Raw genomic sequence first — 17,254 nt, forward strand, 5'->3', positions numbered from 1 at the left:
TTAGTCTCTGAGGGTGACTACAGACACCTCTCCTGCCGCCCGCCCGCATACCCGCATCGACGCCGTCGCAGATGACTACACCGACACCCTCATCAGGCTCAACCCGTCCTTCGCCACTACCCTCGGCGTCCCCGGGCACGAAACCGAATACCAGGACTTCTCCCCCGCCGGCATTGCCGAATTTGCAGAGGCCGCGCGCAAGGCACTGACCGACCTCGAAGGCCTCGAGCCGGAGGACGATGTTGACGCCGTGACGCTCGACGCCATGCAGGAGCGGCTGGGCCTGCAGCTGCTGATCCACGCCTCGGGCTGGGATTACGCCGACCTGAACAACATCGCCTCCCCGGCCCAGGACATCCGCGCCATCTTCGACCTCATGCCGACGGAGACCGTGGAGGACTGGCAGCACATTGCCGGCCGCGCGTCCAACGTTCCCGCAGCCATCGCCGGCTACACCGAATCCCTGCGCCAGGCGAAGGACGCCGGCCGGGTCGCCGCGGTGCGCCAGGTCAGGATCGTCATTGAGCAGGTCACAAAGTACGCCGCCGGGGACGGCTTCTTTGCGAAGCTCGCGGCAGGGGCAGCCACGGCCGCCGGGCCGCTGCCCGCCGCCGTTCAGGAAGAGCTCGACGCCGGCGCTGCCGCCGCCCGGGCAGCGTACGCCGGGCTGGCCGAGTTCCTCCGCGCGGAGCTGCTGCCCGCCGCGCCCCAGAAGGACGCCGTGGGCAGGGCGCGCTACGCCCTCGCCTCCCGCTCGTTCCTTGGCGCGACGGTTGACCTGGAAGAGACCTACGCCTGGGGCGTGGAGGAACTGGACAGGCTCATCGCACGGCAGGAACAAGTGGCGGACACCATCAAGGCCGGCGCCACCATCGCCGAGGCCAAGGAGATCCTGGACAACGACCCCGCGCGCCAGCTGAAAGGAAAGGAGGCGCTGAGGGAATGGATGCAGGAGCTTTCGGACAAAGCCGTGGCCGAACTCGCCGGCGTCCACTTCGACATCCCGGACGTCATGAAGAAGCTGGAATGCCTGATAGCGCCCACCGACGAAGGGGGCATCTACTACACCGGCCCCTCGGATGACTTCAGCCGCCCCGGCCGCATGTGGTGGTCCGTCCCCGCCGGCGAGGACACCTTCACCACCTGGGCCGAAACCACCACCGTCTACCACGAGGGCGTGCCGGGCCACCACCTCCAGGTGGCCACCGCCACCTACCGCCGCGAACTGCTGAACAAATGGCGGCGCAACGTCTGCTGGACCTCCGGCCACGGCGAAGGCTGGGCGCTGTACGCGGAAAACCTCATGCAGGAACTGGGCTACCTCAACGATCCCGGCGACCATATGGGCATGCTGGACATGCAACGGATGCGGGCCGCCCGCGTGGTGTTCGACATCGGCGTCCACCTTGAGCTGGAAGTCCCCGGGCGCTGGGGCTCCGGCACCTGGACCCCGGACAAAGGCTATGAGTTCCTGAAGGAGAACCTGCCCATCAGCGAAGGACAGCTCAACTTCGAGTTCACGCGCTACCTGGGCTGGCCGGGCCAGGCACCCTCCTACAAAGTGGGCCAGCGGCTCTGGGAACAGATCCGCGCGGAACTCGAGGCACGCCCCGGGTTCGACCTCAAGGAGTTCCACACAAGGGCACTCAACATCGGCTCAGTCGGGCTCGACACGCTCAGGCGGGCACTGCTTTCTTAGCTCTGAGTTCGCGGCCCCAAGGGGCCCGTCCTCGGCGCGCTGCTCCTTCGTCGCTCTGACGCGCGCTGCCGGACGGGCCCCTCGTTGCCGCCGCTGCGCGAGATGTTAGCACACCCGGACCGGGAATACTTAACATAGGGGGCTGAAACCCTTGTCCTCACAAGGATTTTTGGCTTCGGTGGAAACTTGGGGGACGTAATATTTCTAAATGTTCGTTCGCCGTGGTATGCGAATGGCCCTTAGCGTATTCGGGTGAGCACTCAGACAAGCACCCCTCCCCCCGCAGGAAAGACCGGCTTCCAGCTGCCCAAATGGGCTGGCTCGTTCGGCTTCCAGATCATCGCCGCCCTCATCGTCGGGCTCGGCCTCGGCCTGCTGGCCAAGTACACCGGCAGCATCAAGGCCAGCCCCAATGCCCTTGGCGCCACGCTGCAGACCATCGGCTCAAGCTACGTGTCGCTGCTGCAGACCGCCGTCGTACCCCTGATCTTCACCGCGGTGGTCAGCTCCATCTCGAACCTGCGCCAGGTGTCCAACGCCGCCAAGCTCGCCTGGAACACCCTGCTGTGGTTTGCCATCACGTCCCTGATCGCCGTGCTGATCGGCATCGGCCTGGGTGTCCTGCTGCAGCCCGGTGCCAACACCGGCATCTCAGAGGAAGCCAAGTACTCCGGCAAGTCCGGTGACTGGTGGGCCTTCCTGGTGGGCCTGTTCCCCAAGAACTTCCTGGGACTCGGCGCCAGCTCCACCGTTGCCGAATCCGGCGCGGTCACCACCTCCGTCAGCTTCAACGTGCTCCAGATCCTCGTGATCGCCATCGCCGTCGGTGTTGCCGCACTCAAGGTAGGCAAGGCTGCCGAGCCCTTCCTGAACCTGAACGCTTCGGCGCTGGCCGTCATCCAGAAGGTGCTGTGGTGGATCATCCGGATCGCCCCGCTGGGCACTGTGGGCCTCATCGGCAACGCCGTTGCCGTCTACGGCTGGGACACCATCGGTTCCCTGGGCAAGTTCACCTTCGCCATCTATGTTGGCCTGGCTCTGGTCATCTTCGCGGTGTACCCCATCCTGGTCCGCGCCCATGGCCTCTCGGTCAAGCAGTACTTCTCGGGCGTGTGGCCCGCCGTCCAGCTGGCCTTCGTCTCCCGCTCCTCCGTGGGCACCCTGCCGCTGACCCAGCGCGTCACCGAGCGCAGCCTGGGCGTTCCCCGCGCCTACGCCTCCTTCGCCGTGCCGCTGGGAGCCACCACCAAGATGGACGGCTGCGCCGCAATCTACCCCGCGATCTCAGCCATCTTCGTGGCCCAGTTCTTCGGAATCCAGCTGGACTTCACCCAGTACCTGCTGATCGCCCTGGTTGCCGTGCTTGGTTCCGCCGCCACGGCCGGCACCACCGGCGCCGTGGTGATGCTTACGCTGACGCTGTCCACGCTGGGACTGCCGCTGGCCGGCGTCGGACTGCTCCTGGCCATTGATCCGATCCTGGACATGGGCCGCACCGCGGTCAACGTGGCCGGCCAGGCCCTGGTTCCCACCATCGTGGCCAAGCGCCAGGGCATCCTGGACGAGCACCTGTACAACGCGCCCCGCAACGGCACACCGTTTGTCGACGACAGCTTCGACGCTGACGCCGCTCCCCAGGACGGCACCACCACGGACACCGCTCCGCGCCACCTTGAGGATGCGAAGGCCTAAAGGCCCCTGCTCACCCACCACAAAGAAGTCCCCGGGAACCCAACGGTTCCCGGGGACTTCTTTCTGTGTGAAGCGCCATCTCTGTGCAAGGCGCTGCCCGGCAGGAGGCCAGGCGTGCGGTCAGTGCCCGCCGCCGCCGATCACGCCGTTCTCCACCGCCTTGGTGACGGCGTCCGCCTCGGCCTGCGTCAGCTTCCCGTCCGCGACCGCCTGGTCCAGCCGGGTCTTGAGACCCGCCGCCTTTTCTGCCTGCCGCTCGCTGCGGAGCTCCTCCAGCGCCGCGGTGACCTTGGATTCCTCGATGCCAAGCGATTCAGCCAGCGACTTCGCAAGGGCGGCCTCGCGGGTGGCTCCATCAGGCTTCTCCCCCTCCGCCGGAGGACCGGCAGGCTTGTTGGCATCGCGGAAGGCCTGCAGGGCCTCCGTCACCTTTGCTTCCTCAACACCCAGCTTCTCCGCCAGCGCGGACGCCTGGGCAATTCCCCGCTCACCGCCCCGGCCGCCGTGCTTGCCCATGCCGCCGGGCATGGTGCTGGTGCTGCCGTCGGCCGATGCGCTCGCGCTCGGGGTGGGAGTGGGTGTCGTGGTAGCGGAGGCCATGCCGGCAACGCCGATGCCGGCACCAAGGGCCAGCGCCGCGGCTGACAGGCCGAGGGTCATTTTCTTTGTGCGTGACATTTCTTGTCTCCTGGTACTGCCGTCCGGGACGGCTGCTGATCGTCAGTCCTTTTCGGGACATTTCCAGCATCGGCAAGCAACTCATGGGAGAGCTGTCGGGAACCTTTCATTCTGCTGTGAAAATAAGTTGCCCAGAGTGCAAACTTGCACATAGTGTAAAAGGGTGACGATGACCCCTGCCCCGCCGGACGCCCCCGGACAACCAGGCGACCAGCCTTCCGCGCCGCCTTCCCGGCGGGAGCTGAACAAAGCCGCCACCCGCCAGGCCATCACGGACGCGGCGCTGACCCTCCTGCGCAGCAGCGGGCCCGGGAACTTCACCGTGGAGGACATTGCAGACGCGGCCGGAATTTCACGCCGGACCTTCTTCAACTACTTCGGCAGCACGGACGCCGCCCTGGCTTCCGTCACCCATGGCTTCCTGGACAACGCCATCCAGCAGTTCAGGCTCCGGCCCGCCGACGAACCCGTCCTCCAGTCCGCCCAAGAGGCACTCATGGCGCTTGCGGACCCGATGACGGTGGCCCCGCTGGCAGAACTGTTCACACTGACCCAGCAGAGCAGCCTGATGTCCCATTCCGAGCTGGAAGCCTGGGACCACTGCCGGGAACAGATCACCGCCGTGGCCCGCGACCGTGCGTCCGCCACTCCCGGCGCAGCGGACGAGCTCTACCTCCGCGCCCTCGCGGGGTCGGTGATTTCCTGCGGCAAGGCCGCCATGGAGGTCTGGTTTTCCCGCCGCGGCGCCGACCTCTCACCGGCATCCCTCGCGGAGCTCAGGCAGCTCCTGATCGATGCCATGGCCCTGCTCGGTTCCGGTTTCACCATCGGCGGCACGCCCGCCCCCTCATCCTCAGCCTCCCGTTCCTCCTGATCAGATCGGTCACCTCATATGGCACTGTTCCTTTACCGCCTGGGCAAGTTCTCCTACCGCCGGCGCTGGCTGGTCATTTCCCTCTGGCTTGCCGCACTGCTGGCCGTGGGCGGTGCCGCCGCAGCGTTCCACGGAACACTGTCCAACAACTTCCAGATTCCCGGCACCGAAACGCAGCGGATCGCGGACAAGCTGAAGGAAGAGCTTCCCTCGGCATCCGGAGGCACGGCCACCATCGTTTTTGAGGCGCCCGACGGCGGCTTTACCGCCGAGAGCCGGACCGCCGTCACGGATGCGCTCAGGAAGCTTGAGACCGTGCCGGACGTCCGCGGCACCGTGGATCCCTTCGCCACGCAGGCCCAGGTGGACCAGGCAGGGCAGGCCATCACCGACGGCGAGCAGCAGCTTGCCGCGGGCCAGGCCCAGCTGGACGCCTCCCAAGCCCAGCTCGAAGCCGGCCAGGCGCAGCTGGCCGCAGCAGAGCAGCAGCTTTCCGCAGCCGGCGCACCTGCCACACTCATCGAGGCCCAGCTCGGCCAGCAAAAGGCGGCACTGGCCGAGGGCCAGGCCAGGCTCGAGGCAGGCACCCGGGAGCTGGAAACCAGCAAGGCAAAGCTCGAACTCGGCAAGCGCCAGGCGGAAGCGTCCTCGGCCATTCGGTTCGTGTCCGAAGACGGCCGCGCCGCCGTGGCCCAGGTCCAGTTCAACACCTCCATCAACGGCCTGAGCCCCGAGGTCCGCCAGCAGGTCCAGGACATCGCCCACGAGACGTCCGGCGCCGGCGTCACCGCCTACGCCAGCAAGGAAATCACCGAGGACATCTCCGAACTTTTCGGCGCCGCTGAGATCATCGGCATTGCGGTGGCAGCCCTGGTCCTGATCCTGATGCTGGGTACGCTGGTCGCCGCCGGACTGCCGCTGCTGATGGCCGTGGTGGGCGTCGGCGTGGGGGTCGGCATCACGTTCGCCCTGTCCGGCCTCTTCGACATGAGCTCCATCTCTCCCATGCTGGCCCTCATGCTGGGCCTGGCCGTGGGCATCGATTACTCCCTGTTCATCGTCAACCGCCACCGGACGCAGCTGCTTGCCGGGATGGATCCGGAGGAATCCGTGGCGCGGGCCACCGGCACCTCCGGCAACGCCGTGGTTTTCGCCGGCCTGACCGTGATCATCGCCCTCGCCGCACTGGTGGTGCCGGGCCTGCCGTTCCTCACCGTCATGGGCCTGGCCGCGGCCGGCACCGTTGCCGTGGCCGTCCTGGTGGCCATCACCCTGACGCCCGCCATGCTGTCCCTGATCGGCCGGCGCATTATCTCCCGGCGGGCCTGGGCCAAAGCCGATGCCCACAACGCTGAGCCCGGCCACGAAGCAGCCGATGAGGCCAGGGACCGCGAGCGCAGCACCCGCGGCTGGGGCGGCCTGGTCACCCGGCACCCCATCCTGGCCCTCCTGGCCGGCGTGCTCCTCCTGGGCACCCTCGCGCTGCCGGCCACCCAGCTGCAGCTCGCACTGCCCGACGGCGGCACCGAACCCGTGGACTCCGAGGCCTACCAGGCGTACGACCTCACGGCCCGCAGTTTCGGCGAGGGCGTCACCGGCCCCATCGTCGCCGTGGGCGAGTTCCCGGCCGGCCTTGATGAAGCCCAGGCACAGACCCTGCAGTACGACGTCGCGGACAAGCTCCGCGCCGTGGACAATGTGGTGGCAGCCGTGCCGGTTGCCCTCAGCGAGGACCGCCGGACCGCCGTCTTCCAGGTCATCCCCGAGGAAGGCCCGGCCAGCGCCAGCACCGTCAACGTGGTGTCCGAGCTCCGCGGCCTCAATGACGACATCCAGTCCGAGCACGGCGTGGCGATGGGCCTGACAGGCCAGACGGCCGGCAACATCGACGTCTCCACCAAGCTGGGTGACGCCCTGCCGCCCTACCTGGCGATCGTCGTCGGACTTTCCCTGATCCTGCTGCTGCTGGTGTTCCGTTCCATCGTGGTGCCGCTGCTGGCCACAGGCGGTTTCCTCCTCTCGCTCGCCGCTGCCTTCGGCGCCGTGGTGGCTGTCTACCAGTGGGGCTGGCTCGGCGGGGTGTTCGACGTCGCCAACCCCGGCGCCGTGCTGAGCTTCCTGCCCATCATCCTGATCGGTGTGCTGTTTGGCCTGGCCATGGACTACCAGGTGTTCATCGCCTCGGGCATGCGGGAGGCCTACATGCACGGTTCCACCGCCAAGGAGGCCGTCCGGGTGGGCTTCCGCCACGCGGCCGCTGTGGTGACCGCCGCCGCGATCATCATGGTCAGCGTGTTCGCGGGCTTCATCTTCAGCCACCTCACCATGGTCCGGCCGCTGGGCTTCGCCATGGCGTTCGGTGTACTCCTGGACGCCTTCGTGGTGCGCATGACCATCGTCCCTGCCGTGATGTACCTGCTGGGTGAAAAGTCCTGGTGGCTGCCCCGGTGGCTGGACCGGATCCTGCCTGACGTGGACGTGGAAGGCGCCAAGCTCACCCGGTCCGAGGCGGCACCGGTTCCCGGGGAACTGGTCCACCAGGCCGGGCCGGTCAATTAGGCTGGATTTGTGGTCCGCCTGATTCTTGCATCCCAGTCCCCCGCCCGCACCAAGCTCCTGGCCGAGGCCGGCATCCGGCACTCCATCCTGGTGTCCGACGTGGACGAGGACGCCGTCCAGGCCAGCTACGGCGTCACCGATCCGCACGACACCGCCCTGCTGCTTGCCAGGGCCAAGGCCGAGGCGGTGGCGGCGCTGCCGGAAGCTGAGGGCGCGCTGGTGCTGGGCTGCGACTCTGTGTTCGAGTTCGACGGCGAGGCGCACGGCAAGCCGTACACCGCCGAGATCGCCCGCGAGCGCATGCTGCGGATGAGTGGCAACACCGGGGTGCTGCATACGGGCCATTGGCTGGTGGACTGCCGGGACACACATCCCGACGGCGACGGCGAAGGTACCGGCACCGGCGCCACCCTCGGGACGGTGGCCTCGGCCGAGGTCAGCTTCCTGGAGATGGACCCGGCAGAAATCGACGCCTACATCGCCACGGGCGAGCCGCTGCACTGTGCCGGCTCCTTCACCATCGACGGCCTGGGTGGGGCGTTCATCCGGAAGGTCGACGGCGACCCGCACACCGTCGTCGGACTTTCCGTCTCCACGCTCCGCAGCCTCCTTGCCGCCGCGAACGTGCGCATCACCGACCTCTGGCGTGGCTGACGGCACCTGCAGCGCCGGCAACAAAAGCACCGCAATTGGCAGGGTCTTGTAGCTTCCCTACAAAGCTTGGCCCGTTTACACGCGGATTCCGCAAGTAATATCGGCGGAACCCTCAAAACCGCGCTAGGCTCCCTGAAGGAAAGAAGGAGACGCCTTGTCAGCAAATTTGGAGCAGTCCGCAGGAACCACGCAGTCGACCCTCACAAAGGTGCTGATCGCCAACCGCGGTGAGATCGCCGTCCGCATCATCCGGGCCGCCCGCGACGAAGGCATCGCCTCAGTGGCTGTCTACGCGGACCCGGACCGCGACGCCCTGCACGTCCGCCTCGCTGACGAGGCCTACGCCCTGGGCGGCAACACCGCCGCCGAGTCCTACCTGGTCATGGACAAAATCATCGACGCCGCCCGCCAGTCCGGCGCCGACGCCATCCACCCCGGCTACGGCTTCCTTGCCGAAAATGCCGAGTTTGCCGCCAAGGTGATCGCCGCCGGCATCACCTGGATCGGCCCCTCCCCCGAAGCCATTTCCGCCCTGGGCGACAAGGTCCAGGCCCGCCACATCGCGGAAAAGGTCGGCGCCCCGCAGGTCCCCGGCACCGCTGACCCGGTGGAATCCGCCGAGGAGATCCTCGAGTTCGTGGACCGGCACGGACTGCCGGTGGCCATCAAGGCTGCGTTTGGCGGTGGCGGACGCGGCATCAAGGTTGCCCGCACCCGCGAGGAAATCCCCGAACTGTTTGAATCCGCCGTGCGCGAGGCCACCGCCGCGTTCGGCCGCGGCGAGTGCTTCATCGAGCGCTTCCTGGACGCTCCCCGGCACGTCGAGACCCAGTGCCTGGCGGACGCCCACGGCAACGTCGTGGTGGTCTCCACCCGCGACTGCTCGCTCCAGCGCCGCAACCAGAAGCTCGTCGAAGAAGCCCCGGCACCCTTCCTCACCGAGGAGCAGAACCGCCGGCTCTACGAGTCTTCCAAGGCAATCCTCAAGGAGGCAGGCTACCTGGGTGCCGGCACCTGCGAATTCCTGGTGGGACAGGACGGCACCATCTCCTTCCTGGAAGTGAACACCCGCCTCCAGGTGGAGCACTGCGTGTCCGAGGAAGTCACCGGCATCGACCTGGTGCGCGAGCAGTTCCGGCTGGCCCGCGGCGAAGAGCTCGGCTACGGCGACCCGGAGGTGCGCGGGCACTCCTTCGAGTTCCGCATCACCGGCGAGGACCCGGGCCGCAACTTCATGCCGGCGCCGGGCACCGTGCGCGTGCTGAAGAACCCCACCGGCCCCGGAGTCCGCATCGACTCCGGCATCGAGCAGGGTGATGAGATCAGCGGCAACTTCGACTCCATGCTCTCCAAGCTGATCGTCACCGGAGCCAACCGCCCCCAGGCCCTGCAGCGTGCCCGCCGCGCGCTTGAGGAAATGGTGGTGGAGGGCATCCCCACGGTTATCCCGTTCGACCTCGCGGTGGTGTCCGATCCCGCATTCGCCCCGGCCGAGGGCCCGTTCACGGTCCACACCCGGTGGATCGAAACAGAATTCGTCAACAACCTTCCTGCCTGGACCCCCGACGGGCCCGCCGACGCGGACGGTGCAGCCGACGACCGCCAGCGCGTGGTGGTGGAAGTGGGCGGCAAGCGCCTGGAAGTGGTCCTGCCCGCATCCCTGGGTGCCCTCGGAACCGGCGGGTCGGCAGCAGCGAAGCCGGCAAAGTCGAAGAAGCGCTCCCGCTCCGGCGGTCCTGCAGCGGCCACCGGCAATGCCCTGACCTCCCCCATGCAGGGAACCATCGTCAAGGTGGCTGTTGCCAACGGCGACGTCGTCTCCGAAGGCGACCTGGTGGTGGTCCTCGAGGCGATGAAGATGGAGCAGCCCCTGACGGCGCACCGCTCCGGAATCGTCATCGGGCTGGAGGCGTCCTCCGGTGAGACAGTGTCTGCCGGCGCCATCATCGCCATGATCGAAGACCAGTAAGCGCCGGAGGCACCCATGCTCGCACCCAGTTTCCAGGAAGAAGTGGGCCGGTACCACCTGGCCGTCCCCGAGATTACCCGGGGCAATCCCGAGCCCGTCAAGGAGCTCTATTCCCGGCTGGACGACGTCACGCTGGCCAACCCCTTTGGCGGGATCGCCCGCGGCTGGGCGCAGGTGGAGGCGAGGCTGGACCAGGCTGCGCGGCAGTTCCAGGACGGCCGGATGCTGGGGTTCGACACCGTCACGTCCTACACCGCACGGGACACCGCCTACCTGGTGGAGACCGAACACTTCCAGGCCCGCCTGGACGGTGCGGCTGTGGCCGAGGAGTTCGCCCTCCGGGTGACCAGCATCTTCCGGCGCGAGGAAGGCTACTGGAAGCTCGTGCACCGGCATGCCGACCCTGCCGCGCGCCCGCAGTCGCGCCGCTCCCTCACCCAGCCTCCGGCCTAGCTGACAGTTCCGGCCCAAACCGGCACACTTAGCAGATGCTGCCTTTCCTGCTCCTGGCCTCCCGGGCCGAGGACGCCGCCGCCGACGACGAATACGACGCCTACCTGCGCTATGGCGGCCTGGAAGAGCGGGAACTGCGCCGGGTCAGGCTCGAGGCTGCACCGCTGCCGGACCTGGACCTCGCGGACTACTCGGGGGTCATTGTTGGCGGAAGCCCTTTCACTTCCAGCGATCCGCCGGAAGGGAAATCAACCGTCCAGCAGCGGGTGGAACGTGAGCTGTCCGGGCTGCTGGACAGGCTGGTGGAAAGGGATTTTCCGTTCCTGGGCGCCTGCTACGGCGTGGGCACCCTCGGCACGCACCAGGGCGCCGTCATCGACAGGACTTATGGTGAACCGCTGGGCGGAGTGGAGATAGAGCTCACGGACGCGGGACTCGAGGACCCTGTCCTGAAGGGTATGCCGCGCACCTTTACCGCCTTCACCGGCCACAAGGAGGCCTGCACCGCCCTGCCGGCGCACGCCGTGCTGCTTGCGCGCTCCGCGGCCTGCCCGGTGCACATGTTCCGCATCCGGACGAATCTCTACGCCACGCAGTTCCACCCCGAACTGGACGTAGACGGGCTCATCACCCGCATCGACATCTACCGCAACGCCGGCTACTTCCCGCCCGAATCGGCTGAGGACCTGATGGAGAACGCCCGGCAGTTCACCGTCACCGAACCCATGAAGGTGCTCCGGAACTTCGTGGACCGCTACGCCCGGTGACACCGCGCACGGCCCCGAAGCGCCGCCGTCGTGCGTTCCCGCCCGGCTGCTCCGGCCCCGGACGCGAAAGTGCCCGGCGCACTCCCCTGTTGACGGGGAACGCACCGGGCACCGCAGCCACGAACCGGGCTGGAACGTACGGTCCGTATCCCTAGGCCACGTTGTTCTCGTAGTCCAGGTCGCGGGTTTCCTTGCTCACGAACAGGGCAATGAGCGTCAGCACGGCCATGGAGGTCAGGTAGACGCCCACCAGGACGGGGCTGCCGTCCGCGAGTTCCCACAGCGCGACGGCGATGAACGGGGCCACCGCTGCGCCCAGGATGCTGGAGAAGTTATAGCTCACTGCGGACCCCGTGTACCGGACGTTGGTGGGGAACAATTCGGGCAGCAGGGCGCCCATGGGTCCGAACGTCAGGCCCATCAGGGAGAAACCGATCACCAGCAGCGCCATGGTGCCAACAAATCCGCCGCTGAACAGCGGGACGAACAGCAGGCCGAAAACGAAGATCCCGCCGGTGACGGCCAGGAGCATCTTGCGGCGGCCGTACTTCTCGGCCAGCGGCCCGGACACAAGGGTGAAGATACCGAAGAAGACGACGCCGGCAATCAGCATCCACAGGAAGTCGTTGCGGGTGTAGCCCAGTCCGGGGACGAACGCCGCGGCGGCCGCTTCCGACATCGGCTTTCCGGCCTTTTCAGCCGCGGCCCTGGCAGCATCCAGCGTGGCGGGACGGGTGCCGTAGGTGAGGGTGAAGGTGGTCATCAGATAGAAGAGCACGTACGTGGCGAGCATGATGAACGTGCCCAGGATGAGCTGGCGCCAGCTGGTCTTGAACACCCGGCCCAGCGGCAGCTTGGCCACCTCGTTGGACTCGATCACCTTGGTGAAAGCAGGAGTTTCGATCAGCTTCAGGCGGACGTACAGTCCGATGATCACCATGACGGCGCTGAGCAGGAACGGCACGCGCCAGCCCCAGGCCTGGAAGTCAGCCGGTGAGAGCGCGTAGCTGAACACCAGGAAGATGACGTTGGCGATGATGAAGCCGATGGGCGCGCCCAGCTGCGGGAAGGTCCCGTAGATGGCGCGCTTGTTGGCCGGGGCATTCTCCGTGGCCAGCAGCGCGGCGCCGCTCCATTCACCACCCAGGGCCAGGCCCTGGGCGAAACGCATGACCACCAGCAGGGCCGGAGCCCAGAACTCCCAGCCCGGAACCAGTGCGGTGGGCAGGCAGCCGATCAGGAAGGTCGCAATACCCATGGTCAGGAGGGATGCCACCAGGGTGCCCTTACGGCCGAATTTGTCGCCGAAGTGGCCAAAGACGATCGAGCCGAGGGGGCGGGCGATGAAGGCCACGCCGAACACGGCGAACGAGCTCAGGAGCTGGGTGGTTTCGTTCTGGTTGGGGAAGAACAGCTGCGGGAAAACCAGCACTGCGGCGGTGGCGTAGACGTAGAAGTCGTAAAACTCGACCGTGGTGCCGATCAGGCTGGCGACGATCACGCGTCCGCGTGAGTTCACCGGCTGGGACCCGGACACCGTGGAGGTATGGGTGGATGACATAGGTAAACGCTTTCGTGAGGACCGGCCGGACCCGGGGTAAAGGAACGGCTCGAAATAGTCAGAGTTCAATATTAGTTCCCTCCGTCCAGTCAATGGACGAAAGGTCCAGCATGCGGACCTGTGTGGTGTGTCTCATTTTGTGGTCCCCGCCGTCCGCCTCACACCCGGCAAGGCCCGCCGATAGGCAAATGTCACAGCGCGTTAACACACGGCGTCCGTCCGTGAAACGCGGCTTCCCTACCTTGGAGGAACAACATCCCCCAGAAGGAGGTACCCCGTGACTGTTGACCGCACCGCCGATGCCGGCACCGGAAGTTCCGTTGATCTCGAAGATTCCGCCTTGCCCGGAACCGCCGCATCCGCCAGCGCACAGCCCGGCCCTACCCGCACCACAGACTCCCCCGCCCTTGAATTCCGCCCCGGCCGCTGGATCGCCAACTGGGATGCCGAGAACAAGGAGCAGTGGGAAACTGCAGGCCGCTCCATTGCGCGCCGCAACCTGAACTGGTCAATCTTCGCCGAATTCCTCGGCTTTGTCGTATGGCAGCTCTGGTCCATCGTGGTGGTCCAGCTCCCCGCAGCCGGCTTCACCTTCTCCACCTCCGAAATATTCTGGCTGATCTCCATGCCGAGCCTCGTGGGTGCCACCCTGCGCATCCCGTACACCTTCATGGTTCCCCGCTTCGGCGGCCGCAACTGGACCATCGTGTCCGCCCTGCTGCTCCTGATCCCCTCCATCGGCCTGGCCCTGTGTGTCTCCAACCCGGAAACCCCGTTCGGCGTCATGCTCCTGGTGGCCGCCCTGGCAGGCTTCGGCGGCGGCAACTTCGCCAGCTCCATGGCCAACATCACCTTCTTCTACCCCGCCCGCGAAAAGGGCTGGGCCCTGGGCCTGAACGCCGCCGGCGGCAACATGGGTGCCGCCGTGGCACAGCTGGCCGTCCCGATTGCCATCACCCTCCTCGCCGTCGGCACGGTCAACCTGCCCCTGGCCGGCTGGATGTGGGTCCCGTTCATCCTGATCGCCGCCTTCGGTGCCTGGAAGTACATGGACAACCTCACCAGTGCCAAGGGTGACGTGGCAGGCTCCATCGCAGCGCTGAAGGAACCGCACCTGTGGATCATGGCGCTGCTCTACATCGGCACGTTCGGCTCGTTCATCGGATTCGCCGGTGTCTTCCCCAAACTGATCAAGGACTACTTCCCGGCTTTCTCCTCCATCGGAGTGGGCACTGTGGCACTGTCGCTGGCCTTCCTCGGCCCGCTGGTGGGCTCCCTGGCCCGCCCGTACGGCGGACGCATGGCTGACCGGATGGGCGGTGCCCGCATGACTGTGGCGGCCTTCGCCTCCATGGCCGTCATCACCCTCACCATGATCTGGACCCTTCCGCTGAAGAACTTCTGGCTCTTCCTGGCCCTCTTCCTGATGCTCTTCACCGCCAGCGGCTTCGGAAATGGTGCCACCTATCGGATGATCCCCATCATCTTTGCCACCAACAGCCGCGCTGCCCGGAACGGCGCCAGCTCGGTGGCCACCCAGCGCCTCGCCTCCTCCGCCCTGGGCCTCATCTCCGCTATCGGCGCCTACGGCGGGTTCGTGATCCCGCAGGTGCTGAACGCCTCCAACTCGGCCAGCGGCTCGTACACCCCCGCGTTCTACGGCTTCGTCGGGGCGTACGTCCTGATGCTGGTTGTGTGCTGGTCCTGCTACATCCGCAACGCCAACCGAAATGCGATGGGACACGTCTAACATGACCAAAAGCGCCGACACGCACTGCCCTTACTGCGCCCTGCAGTGCGCCATGACGCTCACGTCTCCCACGGCACTGGCCCCGGCTTCCCAGCCGGGGTCAGTCCCCGTGCCGGGAACTGCCGCCCCCGGAATCCCCCTGGCGGCACCCCTCGAAGTCAGCGGCCGGGATTTCCCCACCAACCGCGGCGGCCTGTGCCGCAAGGGCTGGACCTCCGCCAGCCTCCTGAACCACCCCGGACGGATCACGGAGCCGCTCCTGAAGGGCGCTGACGGCGTCCACCGGCCCATCAGCTGGGACCAGGCCCTGGACCTCGCCGTGTCCGCTGTGAAGGACGCCCGCGCCCGGTACGGCGCCGACGCCGTCGGCGTGTTCGGCGGTGGCGGCCTCACCAACGAAAAGGCCTACATGCTGGGGAAGTTCGCCCGGCTCGCCCTGGGCACCTCCCGCATCGACTACAACGGCCGGTTCTGCATGTCCTCGGCCGCGGCGGCCGGGATGCGCGCTTTCGGCGTTGACCGCGGGCTCCCCTTCCCCCTCGAAGCGCTGGACACCGCCAGCACCATCCTGATGCTCGGCTCCAACGTCGCCGAAACCATGCCGCCGTTCGTGCAGCATCTCAAGGGAACGCGCGACGCCGGCGGGCTGATCGTGGTGGATCCGCGCCGTTCCGCCACTGCCGCGTTCACGGCCGACGGTGGCGGCCTCCACCTCCAGCCCCTGCCGGGCACCGACCTTACCCTTCTCCTGGGCATCTCCCACGTGGTCATCCACGAGAACCTGGTGGACAGCGCGTACCTGGCTGGGCGCACGTCCGGCTACAGTGCCGTAGCCCGCAGCGTCAACTCCTTCTGGCCCGAACGGGTGCAGTCCCTCACCGGCGTCCCGGCTGAACTGATCCGCGAAACGGCCCGCCGGCTGGCCCGGGGCGCACGCGACGGCGGGAGCTATATCCTCACCGGCCGCGGTGTGGAGCAGCACGTGGACGGCACCGACACCGCCACGGCCGCGATCAACCTGAGCCTCCTGCTGGGCCTGCCCGGATCGGCCCGGAGCGGCTACGGGACCCTCACCGGCCAGGGCAACGGCCAGGGCGGACGCGAGCACGGCCAGAAGGCCGACCAGCTCCCCGGCTACCGCAAGATCACCGACCCCGCCGCCCGCGCCCACGTGGCGAAGGTCTGGGGCGTGGAGGAGGACCTCATTCCCGGCCCGGGCCTGCCCGCCGTGCAGCTGCTGAAGTCGCTGGGCAAGCCCGACGGCGTCCGCTGCCTTCTTGTCCACGCCTCCAACATCGCCGTGGCCTCCCCCGACGCCAACGCCGTGATCGCGGGGCTCCGGAGCCTGGACTTCCTGATGGTCTGCGACTTCTTTATGTCTGAGACGGCCGCTGAGGCCGACCTCATCCTTCCCGTCCTCCAGTGGGCGGAGGAAGAGGGCACCCTGACGAACCTCGAAGGCCGCGTGCTGCGCCGCCGCCGGGCCCTCACTCCGCCGGCCGGCGCCCGCAGTGAACTGTGGATCATGGCGCGGCTGGCCGAAGCCCTTGACGCCCCCTCCACCTACAGCGAGGACCCCGAAACCGTGTTCGAGGAACTCCGCCTTGCCTCTGCCGGCGGACTGGCGGACTACTCCGGGATCGACTACGGCATGCTGGACCGCGGCGAAGCCGCCTACTGGCCCTACCCCGCCGGCAGCCAGGGAACACCGCGGCTGTTCCAGGACCGGTTCGCGCACCCGGACGGCAAAGCCGTGATGACCCCGGTGACGCCGCGCCGCCGTCGTGCTCCTGCTGCGCCCCCTGCAGGGGCTGGCACCGCAGCGACAACCATGACGCTCATCACCGGCCGCCTCCTGGAGCACTACCAGTCCGGCGCGCAGACCCGGCGGGTGTCGGAGCTGCTGGCGGCGCAGCCGGAAGCGAAGGTGCAGATCCATCCGGCGGCTGCGGCGTCGATGGGCATCACCGAGGGGGCGCTCGTGTCCGTGGCCAATGAGCGCGGCGAGGTGCAGTGCCGGGCCCAGCTCAGCACCGCCATCCGTCCCGAAACCGTCTTCCTGCCGTTCCACTTCCCGGAACTCGAGAGTGCGAACCGCCTCACGGAAGCGGCCACGGACCCCGTCTCCGGGATGCCGGAGTTCAAGTTCAACACCGTGTGGGTCCGGCCCGTAGCCGCGCCCCTTTCCACCAACGTGCTTCAAACGACGGAGGCCTCATGAGCGAGCAGATTGTCATTGTCGGATTCGGCCCGGTGGCGGCCCGGCTGGTTGACGAACTCCTGCCTGCCGTCCGCAGCGGCATGGTGGGCCTGACGGTGGTGGGCGAGGAAGCTGAAGCCGCCTACAACCGCGTGCTCGTGGCCGATCTCGGCGTGGGCAGGACCACCGCCGAGGCCCTGGCCCTCTCAGACGCCGCGGAGCTGACCGCCCAGGGCGCCGACATCCGCCTGGGCGTCCGGGTGAAGCGTGTGGACCGCGCCCGGCAACAGGTCCTCCTGTCCGACGGCGGTGCCGTCCGCTACGACCGGCTGGTCTTCGCCACGGGGTCGCGCCCGGTCATTCCCAACCTGACCGGCATCAACCCCGATCCCACCCAC

At 67.5% G+C, this 17,254-nt stretch carries 13 protein-coding genes; 11 read left to right on the forward strand and 2 right to left on the reverse strand.

Going from position 1 to position 17,254, the window contains the following annotated elements:
* Positions 1-13 precede the first annotated feature (13 nt).
* Positions 14-1,699, forward strand: a complete 1,686-nt coding sequence (locus NFU08_RS17115; protein WP_251424849.1) for a DUF885 domain-containing protein — start codon at positions 14-16, stop codon at positions 1,697-1,699.
* Positions 1,700-1,951: 252 nt separating this feature from the next.
* On the forward strand, positions 1,952-3,391 hold the full coding sequence (locus NFU08_RS17120) for a dicarboxylate/amino acid:cation symporter (protein WP_251424851.1): 1,440 nt from the start codon (positions 1,952-1,954) through the stop codon (positions 3,389-3,391).
* 120 nt (positions 3,392-3,511) lie between these two features.
* On the opposite strand, the gene NFU08_RS17125 is transcribed toward NFU08_RS17120, so the two are convergent.
* Positions 3,512-4,069: a hypothetical protein gene (locus NFU08_RS17125; protein WP_251424853.1), complete on the reverse strand. Its 558-nt coding sequence runs from the start codon at positions 4,067-4,069 to the stop codon at positions 3,512-3,514.
* Positions 4,070-4,238: 169 nt separating this feature from the next.
* On the opposite strand from NFU08_RS17125, the gene NFU08_RS17130 reads away from it, so the two are divergent.
* The 6 genes from NFU08_RS17130 to NFU08_RS17155 all read left to right on the forward strand — a co-directional run bounded on the left by NFU08_RS17130 (position 4,239) and on the right by NFU08_RS17155 (position 11,345).
* The gene (locus NFU08_RS17130) at positions 4,239-4,943 is read left to right on the forward strand and encodes a TetR/AcrR family transcriptional regulator (RefSeq protein ID WP_251424867.1); all 705 of its coding nucleotides are present in this window, start codon (positions 4,239-4,241) and stop codon (positions 4,941-4,943) included.
* A gap of 18 nt (positions 4,944-4,961) precedes the next feature.
* Positions 4,962-7,502, forward strand: coding sequence for an MMPL family transporter (locus NFU08_RS17135; RefSeq protein WP_251424855.1), 2,541 nt, complete (start codon positions 4,962-4,964; stop codon positions 7,500-7,502).
* A gap of 9 nt (positions 7,503-7,511) precedes the next feature.
* A complete protein-coding gene (locus NFU08_RS17140) occupies positions 7,512-8,156 on the forward strand; it encodes a nucleoside triphosphate pyrophosphatase (protein WP_251424856.1) in 645 nt (214 codons plus the stop codon).
* Between the two features lie 154 nt (positions 8,157-8,310).
* The gene (locus NFU08_RS17145; protein ID WP_174179500.1) at positions 8,311-10,125 is read left to right on the forward strand and encodes a biotin carboxylase N-terminal domain-containing protein; all 1,815 of its coding nucleotides are present in this window, start codon (positions 8,311-8,313) and stop codon (positions 10,123-10,125) included.
* A 15-nt stretch (positions 10,126-10,140) separates the two neighbouring features.
* The gene (locus NFU08_RS17150) at positions 10,141-10,578 is read left to right on the forward strand and encodes a nuclear transport factor 2 family protein (protein ID WP_174179498.1); all 438 of its coding nucleotides are present in this window, start codon (positions 10,141-10,143) and stop codon (positions 10,576-10,578) included.
* A gap of 35 nt (positions 10,579-10,613) precedes the next feature.
* Positions 10,614-11,345, forward strand: a complete 732-nt coding sequence (locus tag NFU08_RS17155; protein WP_251424858.1) for a glutamine amidotransferase — start codon at positions 10,614-10,616, stop codon at positions 11,343-11,345.
* Positions 11,346-11,496: 151 nt separating this feature from the next.
* On the opposite strand, the gene NFU08_RS17160 is transcribed toward NFU08_RS17155, so the two are convergent.
* A complete protein-coding gene (locus NFU08_RS17160; protein WP_174179494.1) occupies positions 11,497-12,906 on the reverse strand; it encodes an MFS transporter in 1,410 nt (469 codons plus the stop codon).
* Between the two features lie 277 nt (positions 12,907-13,183).
* Between NFU08_RS17160 and NFU08_RS17165 the strand changes: the two genes are divergently transcribed.
* The 3 genes from NFU08_RS17165 to NFU08_RS17175 form a co-directional block, all read left to right on the forward strand.
* Positions 13,184-14,656 (forward strand): MFS transporter, encoded by a 1,473-nt coding sequence (locus tag NFU08_RS17165; RefSeq protein ID WP_174179492.1) that lies wholly within the window; start codon positions 13,184-13,186, stop codon positions 14,654-14,656.
* 1 nt (position 14,657) lies between these two features.
* Positions 14,658-16,877, forward strand: a complete 2,220-nt coding sequence (locus NFU08_RS17170) for a molybdopterin oxidoreductase family protein (RefSeq protein ID WP_251424860.1) — start codon at positions 14,658-14,660, stop codon at positions 16,875-16,877.
* On the forward strand, positions 16,874-17,254 hold a 381-nt coding region (locus NFU08_RS17175; RefSeq protein WP_251424863.1), incomplete at its 3' end, for an FAD-dependent oxidoreductase. The genes NFU08_RS17170 and NFU08_RS17175, both read left to right, overlap by 4 nt.

Source organism: Pseudarthrobacter sp. NCCP-2145 (assembly GCF_023708005.1).
Classification (GTDB): domain Bacteria; phylum Actinomycetota; class Actinomycetes; order Actinomycetales; family Micrococcaceae; genus Arthrobacter; species Arthrobacter oxydans.

What these genes read in the sequence shown, in the direction of transcription:
- NFU08_RS17150 (WP_174179498.1), top strand. Translation starts at nt 10,141, where the DNA reads ATGCTCGCACCCAGTTTCCAGGAAGAAGTGGGCCGGTACCACCTGGCC.
- NFU08_RS17125 (WP_251424853.1), bottom strand. Translation starts at nt 4,069, where the DNA reads ATGTCACGCACAAAGAAAATGACCCTCGGCCTGTCAGCCGCGGCGCTG.
- NFU08_RS17155 (WP_251424858.1), top strand. Translation starts at nt 10,614, where the DNA reads ATGCTGCCTTTCCTGCTCCTGGCCTCCCGGGCCGAGGACGCCGCCGCC.
- NFU08_RS17135 (WP_251424855.1), top strand. Translation starts at nt 4,962, where the DNA reads ATGGCACTGTTCCTTTACCGCCTGGGCAAGTTCTCCTACCGCCGGCGC.
- NFU08_RS17130 (WP_251424867.1), top strand. Translation starts at nt 4,239, where the DNA reads ATGACCCCTGCCCCGCCGGACGCCCCCGGACAACCAGGCGACCAGCCT.
- NFU08_RS17170 (WP_251424860.1), top strand. Translation starts at nt 14,658, where the DNA reads ATGACCAAAAGCGCCGACACGCACTGCCCTTACTGCGCCCTGCAGTGC.
- NFU08_RS17160 (WP_174179494.1), bottom strand. Translation starts at nt 12,906, where the DNA reads ATGTCATCCACCCATACCTCCACGGTGTCCGGGTCCCAGCCGGTGAAC.